15 protein-coding genes are annotated in these 16681 nt (G+C 65.3%); 8 read left to right on the forward strand and 7 right to left on the reverse strand.

Annotated features, from left to right (window positions below):
• Positions 1 to 50: 50 nt before the first annotated feature.
• Both H3U89_RS07140 and H3U89_RS07145 read left to right on the forward strand, forming a co-directional pair.
• A complete protein-coding gene (locus H3U89_RS07140) occupies positions 51 to 3191 on the forward strand; it encodes a glycosyltransferase (protein WP_198179854.1) in 3141 nt (1046 codons plus the stop codon).
• Positions 3188 to 4711 carry a DUF5719 family protein gene (locus H3U89_RS07145; protein WP_198179852.1) on the forward strand — a complete coding sequence of 508 codons (1524 nt, stop codon included), beginning with the start codon at positions 3188 to 3190 and terminating at the stop codon, positions 4709 to 4711. The genes H3U89_RS07140 and H3U89_RS07145 overlap by 4 nt, the downstream gene beginning before the upstream one ends.
• A 10-nt stretch (positions 4712 to 4721) precedes the next feature.
• Here the strand turns inward: H3U89_RS07145 and H3U89_RS07150 are convergent, their stop codons facing one another.
• A complete protein-coding gene (locus tag H3U89_RS07150; RefSeq protein ID WP_029678500.1) occupies positions 4722 to 5156 on the reverse strand; it encodes a metallopeptidase family protein in 435 nt (144 codons plus the stop codon).
• Positions 5157 to 5221: 65 nt separating this feature from the next.
• Between H3U89_RS07150 and H3U89_RS07155 the strand changes: the two genes are divergently transcribed.
• Together H3U89_RS07155 and H3U89_RS07160 are read left to right on the forward strand one after the other, a co-directional pair.
• Positions 5222 to 6061, forward strand: coding sequence for an HAD-IIB family hydrolase (locus tag H3U89_RS07155; protein WP_415873559.1), 840 nt, complete (start codon positions 5222 to 5224; stop codon positions 6059 to 6061).
• A gap of 97 nt (positions 6062 to 6158) precedes the next feature.
• A complete protein-coding gene (locus H3U89_RS07160) occupies positions 6159 to 6938 on the forward strand; it encodes a ComF family protein (RefSeq protein ID WP_198179850.1) in 780 nt (259 codons plus the stop codon).
• Here H3U89_RS07160 and H3U89_RS07165 read toward each other — a convergent pair.
• The 4 genes from H3U89_RS07165 to H3U89_RS07180 form a co-directional block, all read right to left on the reverse strand.
• Positions 6935 to 8287, reverse strand: a complete 1353-nt coding sequence (locus H3U89_RS07165; protein ID WP_198179848.1) for a Y-family DNA polymerase — start codon at positions 8285 to 8287, stop codon at positions 6935 to 6937. The two genes, H3U89_RS07160 and H3U89_RS07165, sit on opposite strands and share 4 nt — an antisense overlap.
• Entirely contained in the window at positions 8284 to 8901 is a 618-nt protein-coding gene (locus H3U89_RS07170; protein ID WP_198179846.1) for a LexA family protein, read from the reverse strand. Before H3U89_RS07170 ends, H3U89_RS07165 begins: the two co-directional genes overlap by 4 nt.
• A gap of 70 nt (positions 8902 to 8971) precedes the next feature.
• Positions 8972 to 10111 (reverse strand): sensor histidine kinase, encoded by a 1140-nt coding sequence (locus H3U89_RS07175; RefSeq protein WP_415873558.1) that lies wholly within the window; start codon positions 10109 to 10111, stop codon positions 8972 to 8974.
• A 9-nt stretch (positions 10112 to 10120) separates the two neighbouring features.
• The gene (locus H3U89_RS07180; protein WP_045935473.1) at positions 10121 to 10864 is read right to left on the reverse strand and encodes a response regulator transcription factor; all 744 of its coding nucleotides are present in this window, start codon (positions 10862 to 10864) and stop codon (positions 10121 to 10123) included.
• 223 nt (positions 10865 to 11087) lie between these two features.
• Here H3U89_RS07180 and H3U89_RS07185 point away from each other — a divergent pair, with 223 nt between their 5' ends.
• Positions 11088 to 11708 (forward strand): CarD family transcriptional regulator, encoded by a 621-nt coding sequence (locus H3U89_RS07185; protein ID WP_198177690.1) that lies wholly within the window; start codon positions 11088 to 11090, stop codon positions 11706 to 11708.
• 14 nt (positions 11709 to 11722) lie between these two features.
• Positions 11723 to 12202 (forward strand): 2-C-methyl-D-erythritol 2,4-cyclodiphosphate synthase, encoded by a 480-nt coding sequence (locus tag H3U89_RS07190; protein WP_198179842.1) that lies wholly within the window; start codon positions 11723 to 11725, stop codon positions 12200 to 12202.
• Between the two features lie 6 nt (positions 12203 to 12208).
• Here H3U89_RS07190 and H3U89_RS07195 read toward each other — a convergent pair whose 3' ends face one another.
• Both H3U89_RS07195 and H3U89_RS07200 read right to left on the reverse strand, forming a co-directional pair.
• Positions 12209 to 13036, reverse strand: a complete 828-nt coding sequence (locus H3U89_RS07195) for a metal ABC transporter permease (protein WP_045924561.1) — start codon at positions 13034 to 13036, stop codon at positions 12209 to 12211.
• Positions 13033 to 13908, reverse strand: coding sequence for an ABC transporter ATP-binding protein (locus H3U89_RS07200; protein WP_198179840.1), 876 nt, complete (start codon positions 13906 to 13908; stop codon positions 13033 to 13035). Before H3U89_RS07200 ends, H3U89_RS07195 begins: the two co-directional genes overlap by 4 nt.
• 211 nt (positions 13909 to 14119) lie before the next feature.
• Between H3U89_RS07200 and H3U89_RS07205 the strand changes: the two genes are divergently transcribed.
• Both H3U89_RS07205 and rpsA read left to right on the forward strand, forming a co-directional pair.
• Entirely contained in the window at positions 14120 to 15040 is a 921-nt protein-coding gene (locus H3U89_RS07205; protein ID WP_198179838.1) for a bifunctional methylenetetrahydrofolate dehydrogenase/methenyltetrahydrofolate cyclohydrolase, read from the forward strand.
• 103 nt (positions 15041 to 15143) lie between these two features.
• Entirely contained in the window at positions 15144 to 16649 is a 1506-nt protein-coding gene (rpsA, locus tag H3U89_RS07210) for a 30S ribosomal protein S1 (RefSeq protein WP_198177695.1), read from the forward strand.
• Positions 16650 to 16681: the final 32 nt, after the last annotated feature.

Here is a 16681-nt window from a genome sequence, read left to right on the forward strand (position 1 = left end):
AGGTGCCCGAGCAGGGCATCCGGTGACCTGGATTGCGTAGACTGGAACGCATGAGTTTCGTCGCGTCTCAAGCCCAGGATGTCCGGCAGGTCCTCTCTGCAGTCATGAACGAATGTTCGCCTGCCGCCAGCCCTCATGTTGAGGATGCGGTGGCTGCGGTGATCACGGTCGAGCATGACCTGACCTACCTGCCGGATACCCTGCGTGCCCTCTTGCGACAGAGCCTCTTGCCCAGGGTCTTGGTAATCGCCGACTGCTCGGGGGCCACTGTGGAGCCTCTCTATGCGCAGTTCCCGGTGGACGGACCCGCGCGGGTGGAGGTGCAGGTGGTTCGCGCCCGAGGCGCCTCCTCCTTCGGCGATGCCGTGGACAAGGCGCTTGGCTATGCCCGTCTGCCTGGTCGGATCCGCGCTCTTTGGCTTCTGCACGACGACTGCCGTCCATTGGATAACCATTGCCTGGACAAGCTGGTGGACACCTGGCACAGCAATCCCACTGCCTCCCTGCTGGGCGCCAAGCAGTATGACTGGCAGGGCGAGGGACTGCGTGACGTGGGTCGGTATGCCTACCACCACCGGACGGTGAGCCTGGTAGTGGACAGCGAGCCCGACCAGGAGCAGTATGACGCGCGTCAGGATGTCTTCGCGGTGAGCCTGGCTGGCGCTCTGGTGCCCATGCAGACCATGAATGACCTGGGTGGACCAGGCGCCTGGGCTGGCACTTTCGGCCAGGCCGACGACCTCTGCCGTCGCATCTGCCTGTCGGGAGGACGGGTGGTGGTGGTGCCCAGCGTTCGCATGGCCCATGCCAGCGCCCGGATAAGCGGATTGCGTGACCGGAATGGACGGCCGGTGCCGCCTGACCACCGATTGGATGCCTCCATGGGTCCCGTACTGGCTCGGGAACGCTACCTGCTGACCGATTTTGCCCTGCCTTGGTGGCCGTTGGTCTGGCTCTGGCGGGTTCTGGCGGCACTGTGGTTCATGGCCGTTGATCTTATCGGCAAGCGGCCCTACAGGGCCATCTGCCGTCTGTGCGCGCCCTGGCGGATTCTGGCTCGTCCCGCGGCCTTGCTGACCATGCGTCGTCGTCTGACTTCCGCCTGCCATGGCGGTCCCCGTCGATTGGACGTTCTTCAGGCCAACGGTCAGCAGATCCGGCAGTGGCGGCAGCGCAGGCAGGCCTTCCGCGACCAGCAGGAGCACCCCATGCTCAGCCACCTGGCCCTGGCCCATCTGCGCCAGCAGTTTCTGCGTCGCCTGGCCTGGGCGACAGGCATGACCCTGGCGGTCTTGGTGGCCCTGGTGGCCACCCACTGGCCCCTGTGTCGTGCCATCTTCTCAGGAGGGGCCATCCATGCGCCCTCCCTGCCCTCGTCGGGAGCCGACTGGTCCCGCCTGCTGGAGGCGGCAACCACCTCCTGGTCCTGGGCCGGGGGCGTGGGACAGCCCGCAGTTCCTGCCCCCTTCCTTCTGGTCCTTCTGCCCTTCGCTCTGCTCACCGGCGGTCATGTGGCCCAGGCCATGGCCCTGATGCTCCTGGCAGAGACGGGACTGGCCGCTCTGTCTTTCTGGGCGCTGGTCGGCGTGGTCACCAGGTCCAATCCCATCCGCGTCCTGCTGGGGCTGCTCTGGGCTAGCCTGGCATTCGCCCTGGGCATGGTGGATGGTCTGCAGCTGCCCATGCTGACGGTCATGGCCTTCATGCCCGCTGCCTTTGCCTTCGTTTTCAAGGCCGTGGGGCTGTATCAGACCGAGGCTCCCGTGCACCCCAAGGCTTCGGTGCAGCAGGCGGCTCTGGCCTCCATCTGCTTTCTGCCGGTCCTGGCAGCCGAACCTCAGCTCATACTGGCCATGATTCCGCTCTTCATCATGGCGATCTGCCTGGTGCCCTCCCATCGGATCATGTTGCTGCTGATGCCCCTGCCTTCGGTGCTGGCCCTGGCGCCCACCCTGGTCAACTCCCTGCATCATGCCAAGGATGGGCTTTGGAGGCAGCTTTTCGCAGACCTGATGGTTCCTTCGGCAGACCTGACTGGCCAGCCTCGAACCGGGAGCCTGGGGGAGATGCTGGCCCGCCTGCTGGGCCTGGATACTTCGGCCCTGTGGCCTATCAGGTGGCGGGCTGAACTCTGGCGTCCGGCCACGCTGGTCTGCTGTCTGCTGGCGGTTGCCCTGCTGGCCTTTGTTGCCCTGGTTGTGCCTCGGGCGCTCAAGGCGGCCAGGATTCTGTGGATCACGGTACTGCTGGGTCTGGTCCTGGCGCTGGTCTCGCAGGCGGTCTGCACAGGTCTGGATGAAACAGGTCCAGTGGCTGGTTCGGTCCTGCCCGGCGTGATGATGGCCTTCATGGGGCTGCTGACCTGTCTGGGCCTCCTGGCAGGCAGGGCCGTCCGTCCCTTCTCGCCCCTTGCTCCCGGGCATGACCAGGCCCCCGACAACGATGTCTATCGTCCGCCCCTGCCTCCTGCGCAGTCATCCCCGACGTCAGCGGTTGCAGTCGGTGGTGGCGGAAGGGTTTTAAGGCTCCTCCTGGGCCTGCTCCTGACCCTGGTCACTGCAGGCGTGGCGGTGGCCGGTCTGGCTGCGCCTGCCGGCGGGCCCCTGTCGGCTGAGGGCCGACAGCTTCCGGCAGTTGCGGTGGACTACCTTGACAAGGATCCATCCCATCGGGTGCTGGTGCTGACTTCGCCCTCCCATGGCCGCGTGGCCTACACTGGTCTGCACACTTCACGAGGGGATCTGATCGATGCCTCGCCTGCCCTGCGTGCCCAGCGGGTGAACGGCGGGCGGATGATCGGCGAGGATGTCCTCTCGCATTCGGCGGCGTCTCTGATGGCCAATGCCGACTCCAAGGCCGTAGCCGCGGTGACCGACCTGGGCTTCGGCGGAATCTACGTGCCCGTCGACCGTTCCGGGGCAGCGGGCTTGGGGTCCGCGCCCAACGATGACCTGGTATCCAACATCACTGCCAGCGATGGCGCGCAGCTGGTGGTGGCCAACACCCAGGGAACCTATTTCCGTTTGAGCTCGCAGTCCGGCAAGGATGTGGGCGTTGATATGGCCGGGGTCGATCAAGCAGAGGCCAGTACCTGGAGGAGGGTCTGGCTGTGGACCCTGGGTCTGATCCTGCTGGGATACTGCCTGGTGGCGCTGCCGCGTCCGGGCTATTTCGGAGGGGAGCAACTATGAGTGGACGAAGCAAGGGATCCCTGGTGGCCGCTCTGGTCACGGCACCCCTGGTGGCGGTTTTGATTGCAGCGCTGCTGCTCTGGACGCCTCCTGCCTCCCTGGCTGATGGGGCCAAGGGCTCGACTGTCGTAGCCAGCCGGGTCAGCCAGCGGGAGGTGGCGGCCTACTGTCCGGCCCGCCTGGCGGTAGCGGACGAGGACAAGGTCGGCGATGACCAGTTCAAGGCATCAGAGGGCGATCTGAGCTCCCGTGTCACCGCCGCCGCCTTCGGATCCATCGGCGGCTCCAGCCTGATTCCAATGGGGGGTGGGCAACGCACCACGGTGACTGATCCTGATCTCTTGGACGGGCAGAAGGCCATGGCCGCATCGCTCGACCCTGGCGCTTCGGCCACTGCCCTCGATTCACGGATGCTCAAGTCCCAGCCGGGCACGGGGGCTGCTGTCGGCATGGTCTCCTGGGCCACCGAGGGCGATCTTAGAGGAATCCAGGCGCTGGCCTGCCCCCGGGCCTTCATGAATGCGGACTTCCTGCTGCCTGCCACCAGTAGAGGGACCACCCAGCGGCTGGTGGTCTACAACCCCTCATCCAAGGCCACGGTGATCAGCCTTGAGGTCCAGGGTTCGCACTCCTCGGGCCACCTGTCCCTGGAGACCGGAAAGACCATGACCGTGGCTCCTGGCGGCCACGCCTCATATGACCTGTCTGCGGCGGCTCCTGGCCAGCAGGCCATCTACGTCCGGGCTCGCAGCTCCCAGGCCCCGGTGGCCATGTCGGTCTCGGTCAATGTCATGTCGGGACTTGATCCGCGTGGGTCGGACCAGGTGACTGCCCTGGCGGCTCCCGGCCGTGATCTGGTCATTCCCGGCCTGCGAGGTGCAGACCAGGCCACCCTCCTTCTGCAGGCCTCCCATGCCACGGCGGTGGACCTGTCCTGGGTGGATGAAGGCGGTCAGCAATCCCTGCGGCGGGTGGATCTGCAGGGTTCTCAGGCCACGGCGGTGGACCTTGGCGGTGTGCCGGATGGCAAGCTGGCTCTACAGCTGCATGCCGACCGGTCTGTCCATGCAGTCCTGCAGGTGACCGCCCAGGGCAGTCAGGACCAGTCGCAGTCCGACCTGGCTCTGATTCCTGCGGGAACTGCCGCCGCCTCCTCGGCCCTGACCATATCCCAGCCTGCCCAGGCCGCGCTGACCCTGGTCAACCCATCGGCGGATCCGGTCAAGGCCGAACTGGTTGGATTCGATGACAAGGGCAACAAGCTGGGCGAGCGCTCGCTGACTGTCGAGGCAGGCCGAGCCAATGAGCTTTCGACTCACGATTTGGGCGATCAGGTGGCCGCCGTGCGGCTGAACGAGGACTCCGGGCATGGTTCATCCCGGCTGATCTGGAATGCCCGTCTTAGCGTGGACGCGGTCAACCAGGCTGGCCTGGCGGGTCTGGCGGTCATGGCTCCTGACGGGCTCATGCCCACCACCACCGTGATCCGTTCCGGACCGGACTCCACCGTCCTGCCCTGAGATTCGGCCCTCAGCGTCCCCACATGGGGTCGATCTCCTCGGGGTCGCGCCCGTAAAGGTCAGCCAGCTGCAGGACCAGCTCGTCACGGATGATCAGCTCCAGCTCCGTGCGGTCCCGGGTCTTGCTCTGGATGGGCATCCGGTAGAGGACGATTCTTGCGGGGATGCCGCGGCCCGCCGGAAAACTGCGTGAGAAGAGGTCGGACCGGTCCTCCCAGGGGGTCGGGTCGGAGGGCGGCACATCCTCGACCGCGAATTGGACGGGCTTGACCAGTTGAGGCCAGCCGGCGCCCAGCCGCCGGATCTGGGCCGCGGTCAGATCGTCGAAGATTCCGCATCTGGTGCGATAGCGGGGTAGGCGGGTGCCGAAGGTGGGCCGACGGATTCCACGGCCATGACTGTCCCGGTAAACGGTGCGGGCCCAAGGCGGCTGATCGTTGATCATGACACTCACCATAACCCCTCAGGTCTGTGGCAGTTTCGATTCAGGGTGTCTTGTAGCATGGAGCGATGATCGACAAGCGGATGGGAGCAATCATGGCGGAGGACGGTGCGGTGAATGTGGCCTGGTGGGGTAGCCAAGACATAAGGTTCATCTGCGCACGGGCACGGGTGTTGGCCTTCGATCTGGACAATACCTTGGCGCTGTCCAAGACCCGCATGGACCAGACCATGGCCGTCCATTTCGCCGCCCTGACTCGGCTTCGGCCGGTGGCCATCGTCTCAGGCGGACGGTTCAGCCAGTTCCGCGACCAGGTGCTGGACGCCCTGCCCGACGACACCCGTTTCGACCAGCTGCATCTGATGCCCACCAGCGGCACCCGCTACTACCGCTGGCAGGACGGAAGCTGGAATTGCGTCTACGCCCACGACCTGAGTGCCCAGGACCGGCAGGCCGCCGAGGCCAGCCTTGAGCGCAGGGCCAAGCAGCTGGGCGACTGGGAGGAGCAGGTCTGGGGGCCGCGCATCGAGGATCGCGGCAGCCAGATAACCTTCTCAGCCCTGGGTCAGCAGGCTCCTGTCGATGCCAAGGAAGCCTGGGATCCCGACAACAGCCGCAAGGATGCCCTGGCCCGGGCCGTGGCTGCTGACCTGCCCCATCTGCAGGTGCGCTCCGGCGGCTCCACCAGCGTGGACATCTCAGCCAAGGGCATCGACAAGGCCTATGCCATGACCTCCCTGGCCAAGATACTGGGCGTGGACGTCGGCCAGATCGCCTTCGTGGGCGACCGGATGGATCCGGACGGCAACGACTATCCGGCCGCTGAGGCCGGGGCCATGGCTCTGCGTGTGCATAATCCCGCTGATGCACTGGACCTGATCCGGGCCTTGGAGGCTGACCTGGCCTGAACCTGCTGAACCTGTCCACGGACGAGCCTGTGAACAGTGATTCCGTGAACAGCTAGCCTGTTCATGCACATGGCCTTCCCCTGCTTGCCTATCCTCAATGTTTGAAGGTTGGCTGGGCCATATGCGCAACCTTTCATCGGCATACGGCCGGCTCCGACAAGCCGCTTACGCTGTCGTCTCGGCCTTGGCCGGCTCGGTCATGGATTTGCTGGCTCCTCGGGCCTGCGCCGGCTGTGGCCGTCCTGATTGCTTGCTCTGCCTCAGTTGCAGATCCCTGCTCTTCCGACCCCTGTGGGTACCTGCGCCCGCCTATGCCCTTGGTCTGGCCCTGGCCTGCGCTCCATATCGCGGACCCGTCCGGCGGATCATTCTGGCATGGAAGGACCATGACAACAGGCCTTTGGATGGACCCTTGGGCCAAGCCATGGCCGGTCTGGCCCCGACCCTGTCCAGGCTGATTGATCCTCTGCTCCGGTCCAAGCCTGCGAAGGCGATTCTGGTGGTTCCCGCCCCCTCCTCGGCTGCCTCCCTGCGCAGGCGGGGGAGGGTTCATCTGCAGCCGATCCTTCTGTCCCTGGTCCAGGCTCTGCAGCGGCAGGGTTTGGACGCCCGGGTGGAACCAGCGCTGATCATGAACTCCGTGAGAACCAAGTCGGTCCAGGCGGGCGGCCGCCGGAATCGTTCTCGTCGGTTGGCAGGCCGGATCGCGGTTGCGGATCCCTCACAGCTGGCCGGTCATCCTGTTCTGGTGGTGGACGACATCATCACCACGGGATCCACCATCCGTCAGTGCGCCCGTGCTCTGGAGGCCGCAGGCGCCCTGCCGGTGGCTGCCTTGGCTCTGGCGGCCGTTCCTCCAGGCCATGAGGACCTCTAACGGGCCTGGGCCACGGCCATCTCGTCCCAGCGGGTGGTGGACCTGGGGGAGAGCATGCCCCGGTTCATGGCCCAGTCGGCTCCCGTGTCCTCGTCGCCGCGGCCCTGGCCGCGGATGCCTCCGTAGCCTACGCCCACCCGGAAGGGGCCGAAACGACGGGTGGCATCCTCCAGGACATCCCCCAGGCCATGGGTGTCCCGGGCTGCGTCCAGGCCCTCCAGTGTGTGGAAGTGGTCGGCATCGGTCAGGTCCAGCAGAACCACCCCGGCCCGGATCCAGCGGGCGTGCGGATCCACCCGGCCCTTGAGCGCCCGGCTGGCTGCGCCGGCGATGACCAGGGGATCGTCGCTGGGATCCTCCAGGACGACAGTCCGGCCGGCTGCGCAGAACTGCTGGGGGGCATAGGGGCTGGTGGAGCAGAAGACCCGCACTTTGCCGCAGAGGCCGTGCTGCCGACGCAGCCGGCGGCAGGCCTTCTGGGCGTAGATGCTCAAGGCCTGGGCCAGGGTGGTGTAGCCCTCGACGGGATGGGAGAACATGCGCGAGCATAGAATCTGATCGGTGCGCACGCCTCTGGCGGCATCCGTCTCGGGCTCGATGCAGGGCCGTCCTCTCAATTCCAGGACGGTGCGTTGCAACATGACGGAGAACCGGTGACGGATCAGCGAGGGATCGGCATCGCGCAGATCCAGGGCAGTGGTGATGCCCATGCCCATGAGCCTGCCGGTCAGCCGTCGGCCCACCCCCCAGACCTGGTCGACGGGCACCGATGCCAGAGCCTGGTCGCCATACTGGGCCTCCACCTGGCTCCAGAGGGTGATCCCCTCGGTCGAGGGATGGTCCTTGGCCCAGTGGTTGGCCACCTTGGCCAGGGTTTTGGTGGGCGCCACCCCCACGCTGACGGGAATGCCGGTGGATTGCAGGACCGCGGCGCGCAGATCCCGGCAGATTTCAATGGTGCGCTTGTCGTTCCAGATGCTGTCCATGAAGCACTCGTCGATGGAGTAGACCTCCTGGTTGGGCAGGAAATGGGCCATGATGGCCATCATGCGCCTGGAGAGGCTGGCGTAGAGCTCATAGTTGGAGCTACGGGCCACCACTCCGTCCTGCAGGGCCCGTTCACGAATGGTGAACCAGGGTGTGCCGTTGGTGATGCCCAGGGCCTTGGCCGGGCGGTTGCGGGCCACCACGCAGCCGTCGTTGTTGGATAGCACGACCACCGGGCGGTCAGCCAGGGAGGGGTCGAAGACGGCCTCGCAGGATGCGAAGAAAGAATTGGCGTCGGCCAGGACCACCTGGCCTGTCAGAGCGGTCCCGGCAGCAGGATCGGTCGGTCTCTGCGCGCTCATGCCGACCCCCAGCCCGTGGAAGGATAGACGGGTTTCCGGCCTTGACTTCCCGTGCGCCCATGTCCGTGCGGGTTGCGTCCGGGATAGGTGACCTGAGGCAGGGGAGAGCCGCTCCGGGATTCGCCCTTGGTATCCACCCGCTGCCAGTGGTAGTTGCCGATGACCACCCCCCAGATGACCAGTTCCTCGCCCTCCTGGGGCATGAAGTCGGGGTAGGCGGGGTTTTCGGCCCGCAGCATGGTCCTTCCCTTGCGCCTGGCCAGACGCTTGACCAGCAGCTCGTCGTCCAGAATGGCGATGACGATGTCCCCTTCGCGCGGCTCCAGGGAACGGTCGACCACCAGCAGGTCCCCATCGAAGATGCCGGCGCCGGTCATGGAATCACCGGCCACATGGATGATGAAAGTGGAGTCGGGGTGGACGATGACGTTCTGGTCGAAGCTGAAGTCGCCGCTGAAGTAGTCCTGGGCCACTGAGGGGAAACCGGCGTGGACGGCCTCCAGGGCCTGGGGGACAGGGCTGGGGTGTCCTCGGAAGAGGCTCAGGGCATCGACCCGGCACTCCGGCAGGGAAGCAGGGGCCGCATCCGGCGACCCATGAATGGTAGCGACCATGGCACACCTCGAACTCGATGGCATTCGAACAAATGTTCGATTTCATTATGAGCCGAAGTGCGCCTCCCCGTCAATGCGGCGCGTCGGACCCGCCGGAGCGGCTCCCGTCCCCCTCGTCCTCGTCGGGTTCGCGGTGATATCTGGGCAGGGTGATCTCGAAGTCCGCTCCGCGCGGATCGTCCACCACCTGTACCTGGCCTCCATGCAGCTGGGCCGCCCAGCGGGCGATGGACAGCCCCAGCCCGGTGCCGCCGGACTCCGTACCAGGCCCGGCCTTGCCCTTGACGAAGCGCCGGAAGATGTCGGTACGGGCCTCGGGGGGTATCTGCGAGCCGAAGTTGACCACGTTGGTGACTATGGCCTCCTGCTGCCGGTCCTCGTGGGCCTGGATCAGCACCGTGGTTCCGTCGGCCGAGTGCTTCAGGGCGTTGCTGATGACATTGGTGAAGAGCTGGCGCAGTCGGTCCTGGTCGCCCTCCATTCTCAGGCCCTTCTCCAGATCCACCTGGATGTCGTGGGCGTGCCCGGCGTCGGCTATGGCCAGTGGCTGGAGGGTCTCGTCGATGAAGTCCCCGAAGTCGAAGTCCTCGATCTGCAGGCTGGCGGCCCCGGCCTCCATCCTCGACAGGTCCAGCAGGAAGGCGATCAGGTCGGACAGCCGGTGGGTCTGTTCCAGAATCCCCTCCAGGTTGGCTGGCGTGGGCTCGGTCACCCCGTCCGCCATGTTCTCCACCATGGCCTGTAGGGCCGAGACGGGGGTGCGCAGCTCGTGGCTGACATTGGCCACCATGTCCCGGCGCATCTGGTCGGCATGCTGGAGCTCCTCGGCCATCTCGTTGAAGGACTGGGCCAGGAGCCCCACCTCGTCATGGCTGGTCGTGGTGGCGTGGACCCGGACCGTGTAGTCCCCGTCGGCCATGGCTTCGGCCGCATCCCGCATCTGCCGCAGGGGGGCGGTGAGCCCTCGGGAAAAGAAGTAGGTGATCCCCAGGGCCACCACCAGGGTCAGCGGCATGGCGATCCAGCCGCTCCAGCCCATCTTCAGCAGGAACCAGGCCATGACGAAGGCGATGGCTGTGGAGATGATGATCAGGACACTCAGCTCCACCTTCAGTGAGGCGAAGGATCCGATGGGCCGTTCGCGGTCCACCCGCGCACTCAGACCGGGCCCCTTGCGCCGGCTTTTGCCGTCCTTGTTCATGGCGTACATCCGCGGTCGCTACCGCTGATCTTTCTCCTGCTCCTGGTCCTCGGGCGGTTCGAAGGCGTAGCCCACTCCGTGCACGGTGCGGATCATCTGTGAACCCAGCTTGTGGCGCAGGGCCTTGACGTGGGAGTCCACCGTCCTGGTGCCCGAGGCATCCACCCAGTCCCAGACCTCCTCCAGCAGCTTCTCGCGGGTGAGTACGGACTTGGGCCGACGGGCCAGCGTGGCCAGCAGGTCGAATTCGGTGGGGGTCAGGTGGATCTGCTCCCCGCGCAGGGTCACGATGCGCTGGGCCGGGTCGATGACCAGGGATCCGAAGTCCAGCACCTTCTCGTTCTCGGAGTTCTTGGCGATGACCTTGGCCCGCTCCACCCGGCGCAGGAGGGCCTTGCAGCGGGCGATCAGCTCGCGCATGGAGAAGGGCTTGGTCATGTAGTCGTCGGCCCCGGCGCCCAGACCGGTCACCTTGTCGGCCTCGTCGTCCCGGGCGGTCAGAATCAGCACCGGCACCGGCCGCTCGGCCACGATTCGCTTGGTGGCCTCCAGTCCGTCCATGATGGGCAGCATGATGTCCATGATGACCAGGTCAGGTTTGATCTGGGATGCGGCCTGCACGGCGCTGGCACCGTCCGAGGCCACCCGTGCCGTCCACCCTTCGGCGGTGATGCGCTGGGCGATGGCGGTGGCCAGGGTGGGTTCATCCTCAACCACCAGGATGGTGCTGGGTGTAGTGTAGCGGCTTGTGTTTTTGATCATGCCTACCTCTGTCTTCGATCACTGATCCGCAAAACGATGCTCGTCATGCGGGGTGGAGCCTTGCCGGCATTCGTTCCACCACCGTCGTTTCTTCCAGAATAGTCTTCAGAGCCTCCAGGGGAAGTGTGCTCGCAGAGAATCGCGTCGCCTCCGAGCCCCATCGGCAAGTCCATGCGCAATGACATTATTATATGGTATTTTATCGACTCGTTCTGGAGGACATATGGGTTACAAGGTCGGTGACATGGTCGTCTATCCGCGTCATGGGGCCGCCAGGGTGGATGCCATCACCGAACGGACCGTCAAGGGCGTCACCCGCAAGTACCTGCAGCTGTCCGTGCTCTCCTCTGACGGACTGGTCATCAACGTCCCCGTCGAGAACGCGGCCAAGGTGGGCGTCAGGGACATCGTCGACGCCAAGGCGGTGGCCAAGGTCTTCGAGATCCTTCGCACCCCGGTGGTCGAGGAGAAGGAGATGAACTGGTCCCGCCGCTACAAGCTGAACGTGGAGAAGATCGCCACCGGCGAGGTCAACAAGATCGCCGAGGTCGTGCGCGACCTCTCCCAGCGTGACGTGGACGAGCATGGACTTTCGGCGGGCGAGAAGCGGATGCTGATCAAGGCCCGCAAGATTCTGACCTCCGAGATCGCCCTGTCCGAGAAGCTGGACGAGGACGAGGCCCAGCGTCTGCTGGACGTCAACCTGGGCTATGCGGAGCCCATGCCCGGCGACGACAAGCACCATACCAAGTCCCCCAAGGAGCCGGCTTCCAAGACCCTGGCACGGGTGGCCCAGGAGGCCGCCAAGAACAAGGCCAAGGGCAAGACCAAGGCCAAGCGCTGAGGCCGGATCCGGTCATGTGCCATCCAAGCGTCGGACTGGGCTTTGACGCCCATCGCTTCGACCCGACCGGCGGGCGTCGCCTCTGGCTGGCCTGCCTGTCCTGGAATGACGGAACCCCCGGCCTGCTGGGCGATTCTGACGGCGATGCGGCCGCCCATGCCCTGATTGATGCCATCCTGTCAGCCGCCGACCTGGGCGACATCGGCACCTTGTTCGGCCTGGGATCACAGTCCCCCGGAGCGGGCATGCATGGGGCGGACATGCTGGAGAAGACCATGGACTGCCTGCATGAACACGGTCGTAGGCTGCTCAACGCCTCCCTGGTCATCGTCGGACAGCGTCCCAGAATTTCCTCCCGTCGTCACCTGGCCCAGCAGGCTATGAGCCAGGCTGTTGGTGCACCGGTTCGGTTGACCGCTACCACTACCGATGGCATGGGTTTCACTGGTCACGACGAGGGCATCGCCGTCATGGCCACCGCCCTGGTGGACTGACCGGCATCAGGCGCGCAGGGCCGCCCACCCCTTGGCCAGAGCCCAGAAGAGGGTGGACAGGGTCACGATGACGAAGCTTGGAGGAGCGGGAACCATGGCCGAAATCACCAGGCCTCCCCAGATGGAAGCCAGGCAGATCAGTCCCGACAGGAGCATGGCCCGCAGGGGAGAGGCCACCAGGATGTTGGCAGTGGCCGCCGGGGTGACGACCAGGGCGAAGATGAGCAGGGTTCCCACTGCCGGCACGGCGATGGTGATGACCCCGGCCATGATGGCCATGAAGGTCAGGTTCATCAGCCCGATGGGCACGCCACGGGCCTGGGCCACCTGCTCATCCAGGGAGCTGAAAAGCAGGGGCCGGTAGATCAGGGCCAGCAGGATCAGCAGGATTGCATCGAAGATTATGAAGCCGACGACCTGGCCCCGGGTGATGGTCAGGATGGATCCGAAGAGGATGGCCTGCATCTGCTGGGAGGCCGAGCTGGACATCCTGGCGAAGAAGAGCCCCAGACCGGTGGCGAAGGCCAGGACCGTGCCCGTGGCGATCTCCCTCTGGGAGGCACGCTTGCCCAGGGCTCCGATGACCAGCGCCCCGCCCAGGGCGAACAGCCCCATGCCGGCAGAGACCGGCAGCCCCAGCAGGACGGCCCCCGTGGCGCCGGGCAGGCCGATGTGGGCCAGGGCATGGGCGGCGAAGGTGGAGTGTCTGGCGATGGTGAAGTAGCCCATGGCTCCGGCGGCCACGGCGATGCACAATCCGGCCACCATGGCGTTGCGCATGAAGGGGGCGGCGAGGATCTCCGTCCAATGTGGGTCGAAGACTGGCGTGGTCATGAGGTCCTTTCCCGGTCCGCCCCGTGCAGGCGGGCCACCTGGCTGGGTTGGTAGCGATTGTGGACGGGGCCGATCGGCTCGTCCATGTCGGGGGCCACGAACATGTCCCCCTGGGGAGTGGTGACCACCTCCACCTTGGTGCCGTAGAGGTGGGTGAGCAGGTCCGAGTCCAGCACGTCGTCCATGCGGGCGTAGTGCGGATGCCCGTCCAGCAGGTAGACCGCCCCGGTCAGCACAGGCAGCAGCATGTTCAGGTCGTGGGCCACCACCTGGATGGTCATGCCCAGACGGCTGTTGAGCTGTGCCAGCAGGTGGACGGTGGCTCGCTGACCGGCCAGGTCCAGATTGGCCAGGGGCTCGTCCAGCATGAGCAGGTCAGGATCGCAGACCAGGGCCTGGGCGATGGCCACCCGCTGTCGTAGGCCACCGGAGAGCTGGGACAGGCGCAGGTGGGCCCTGTCCTCCATGCCGATGAAGCGCATGGCCTTTCCGGCGCGCTCGCGGTCCTGCCGGGTGACGGGGTGGATGCCGAAGCGGGTGCCGGTCAGCCCCAGCAGGACGGACTGCTCGGCCGTCAGGTTGGAGTCGATGTCAGAGGTGTAGCTCTGGGGTACGTAGCCGATGCGGTCGTTGGCCTGGCCGGCCGGCTGCCCCAGGACCTGCAGACTTCCTGCATCCAGGGGGAGTAGACCAAGCTCTGCCTGCATCATACTGGTTTTGCCGGTGCCGTTGGTGCCCACGATGGCTGTCACGGTCCCTGCAGGAATGGTGAAGGTCCCCTCCGACCAGATCAGCCGCCCGGATCGGCGGATGGCGGCATGGTCGAAGACGATGCAGGCCTGCGTGGATGTGCTGTCCGTGTCCGTATCCATGGCTTCCTTTCCTGCAAGGGCTCACAAGGTGAACCTGCTCTTATTGAGCATGATTCTCATTATTGTTGGGGAGGGGACAGCGCGCAACTTCAGCAGTCGAGTCCTCCTGTACCGGCCCTTGGACGGAGCTTCCGGTCGGGGAGGAATCTGCGCTAGGCTGGCCCAGACGACTTCGACAAGGGTTTGCGCCCGCTTGAATGATGGAGATGTATTGACTGCAGTGAAACTGGACGGCAAGGCGGCGGCTGCGGAACTCAAAGAGGACCTGCGCGCTCGCGTGGCGAGGCTGACGGCCATGGGACGCACTCCCGGCCTGGGTACCATCCTGGTGGGGGAGGACCCCGGCTCGCTCAAGTATGTGGAGGGCAAGCATCGGGACTGCGGCCAGGTGGGCATCCGGTCGATCAGGATTGATCTGCCCGCCGATGCCGGCAAGGAGCGGATTCTCGCTGCAGTGGATCAGCTCAACCAGGATCCCGACTGCACCGGTTACATCGTCCAGCTGCCCTTGCCCGAGGGCGTGGATCCCACTGAGATCATCGATCGTATCGATCCGGCCAAGGACGCCGATGGCATGCATCCATACAACCTGGGCCAGCTGGTCCTGCATACCGACGGCCGGGTGCGGACCCCACTGCCCTGCACCCCACGGGGGATCCTGTATCTGCTGGACCATTACGGGATTGACCTGGCCGGCAAGGAGGTCTGCGTGCTGGGCCGGGGATTGACCGTGGGCCGCACCATCGGACTGCTCCTGACCAACCGCGGGGTGGATGCCACCGTGACCCTCTGCCATACCCACACCAGGGATATCGATGCCCATCTGCGCAGGGCTGACATGATCATCGCAGCCGTGGGACGAGCCGGGCTGGTTGGCCCGGACCAGGTTCGCCAGGGTGCCGTCCTGATGGATGTAGGCGTCTCCCGGATCTGGGATCAGCAGGAGGGGCGCTGGCGGATCAAGGGCGACATCGATCCGGCCGCCAGGCTGTCTGCAGCCGCCTACACGCCCAATCCCGGCGGGGTGGGGCCCATGACCCGGGCCATGCTCCTGGTCAATGTGGTCGAATCCGCCGAGCGGGCCGCCGGAATCCCTGCCTGCGACACGCCCGAGGTCTCCCGGCGACAATGACCGTGGTGTCTCCTATCATGGAGAATGTTCGCGCCTGCCGGCGGGAACGCATAACTCAATACGGAAAAAATATCCACCAACTATACAAGAAACAATTCAATTAATGGCAGAGAACAAGAAGGAAGTCCCCCAGGTCGCGGTCAATGACATCGGGTCCGAGGAAGACTTCATCAAGGCAGTCGATTCCACCATCAAGAACTTCGACGATGGGGATCTGGTCGAGGGGACGGTCGTTAAGATCGACCATGACGAGGTTTTGCTGGACATCGGCTACAAGACCGAGGGCGTGATTCCCTCCCGCGAGCTTTCCATCAAGAAGGATGTCGATCCCGACGATGTGGTCCAGGTCGGTGACACCATCGAGGCCTTGGTCGTCACCAAGGAGGACAAGGAAGGCCGTCTGATCCTGTCCAAGAAGCGCGCCCAGTACGAGCGCGCCTGGGGCGACATCGAGAAGATCAAGGAGGCTGACGGCGTCGTTGAGGGCACCGTCATCGAGGCCGTCAAGGGCGGACTCATCGTCGACATCGGCCTGCGTGGCTTCCTGCCCGCATCCCTGGTCGAGATGCGCCGCGTGCGCGACCTGTCTCCCTACATCGGGCAGAAGATCAAGGCCAAGATCCTGGAGCTGGACAAGAACCGCAACAACGTGGTCCTCTCCCGCCGCCAGTACCTGGAGGAGACCCAGTCCGAGGTGCGCGAGACCTTCATGGCCCAGCTCAAGAAGGGCCAGATCCGCGAGGGTACGGTCAGCTCCATCGTCAACTTCGGCGCCTTCGTCGACCTGGGCGGTGTGGACGGCCTGATCCACGTCTCCGAGCTCTCCTGGAAGCACATCGATCACCCCAGCGAGGTCGTCAAGGTGGGCGACAAGGTCACCGTCGAGGTGCTGGATGTCGATATGGACCGCGAGCGCATCTCGCTGTCCCTCAAGGCCACCCAGGAAGACCCCTGGCAGCGCTTCGCCCGGACCCACGTGCCCGGACAGATCGTCAAGGGCAAGGTCACCAAGATCGTGCAGTTCGGCGTCTTCGTCTCCGTCGAGGACGGCATCGAGGGCCTGGTCCACATCTCCGAGCTGGCCAATCGCCACGTGGAGAACCCCGAGACCGTGGTCAAGCAGGGCGAGGAGATCTTCGTCAAGGTCATCGACGTCGACCTGGATCGCCGCCGTATCTCCCTGTCCCTCAAGCAGGCCGACGACTCCGTCGATCCGACTTCCGAGGACTTCGATCCGGCCATCTACGGCATGCCCGCCGAGTACGACGAGGAGGGCAACTACAAGTACCCCGAGGGCTTCGACCCCGAGAGCAACGAGTGGATCGCCGGCTACGAGAAGCAGCGGGAGGAGTGGGAGTCCCAGTATGCGGCCGCCCACGACCTCTGGGAGCAGCACAAGGCCTTCGTGGCCAAGGAGCTGGAGAACGCCGAGGCTTCGGCCGCCGAGGACAGCCGGTCCTCCCAGGCGCCCGCCTCCGGTTCGCGCTCTCGTCGTCAGAGCTCCGAGGAGACCACCAACTACAGCTCGGAGTCCAGCTCCGAGGGCACTTTGGCCTCCGACGACCAGCTGGCCGCTCTGCGCGAGCAGCTGCTCAAGGAAAAGAAGTGAGCATCAAGCGGTGAATGGAGGGGTCCGGCCTC

The sequence above is a fragment of the Bifidobacterium sp. W8104 genome, from assembly GCF_016100735.1.
Lineage (GTDB): Bacteria > Actinomycetota > Actinomycetes > Actinomycetales > Bifidobacteriaceae > Bombiscardovia > Bombiscardovia choladohabitans.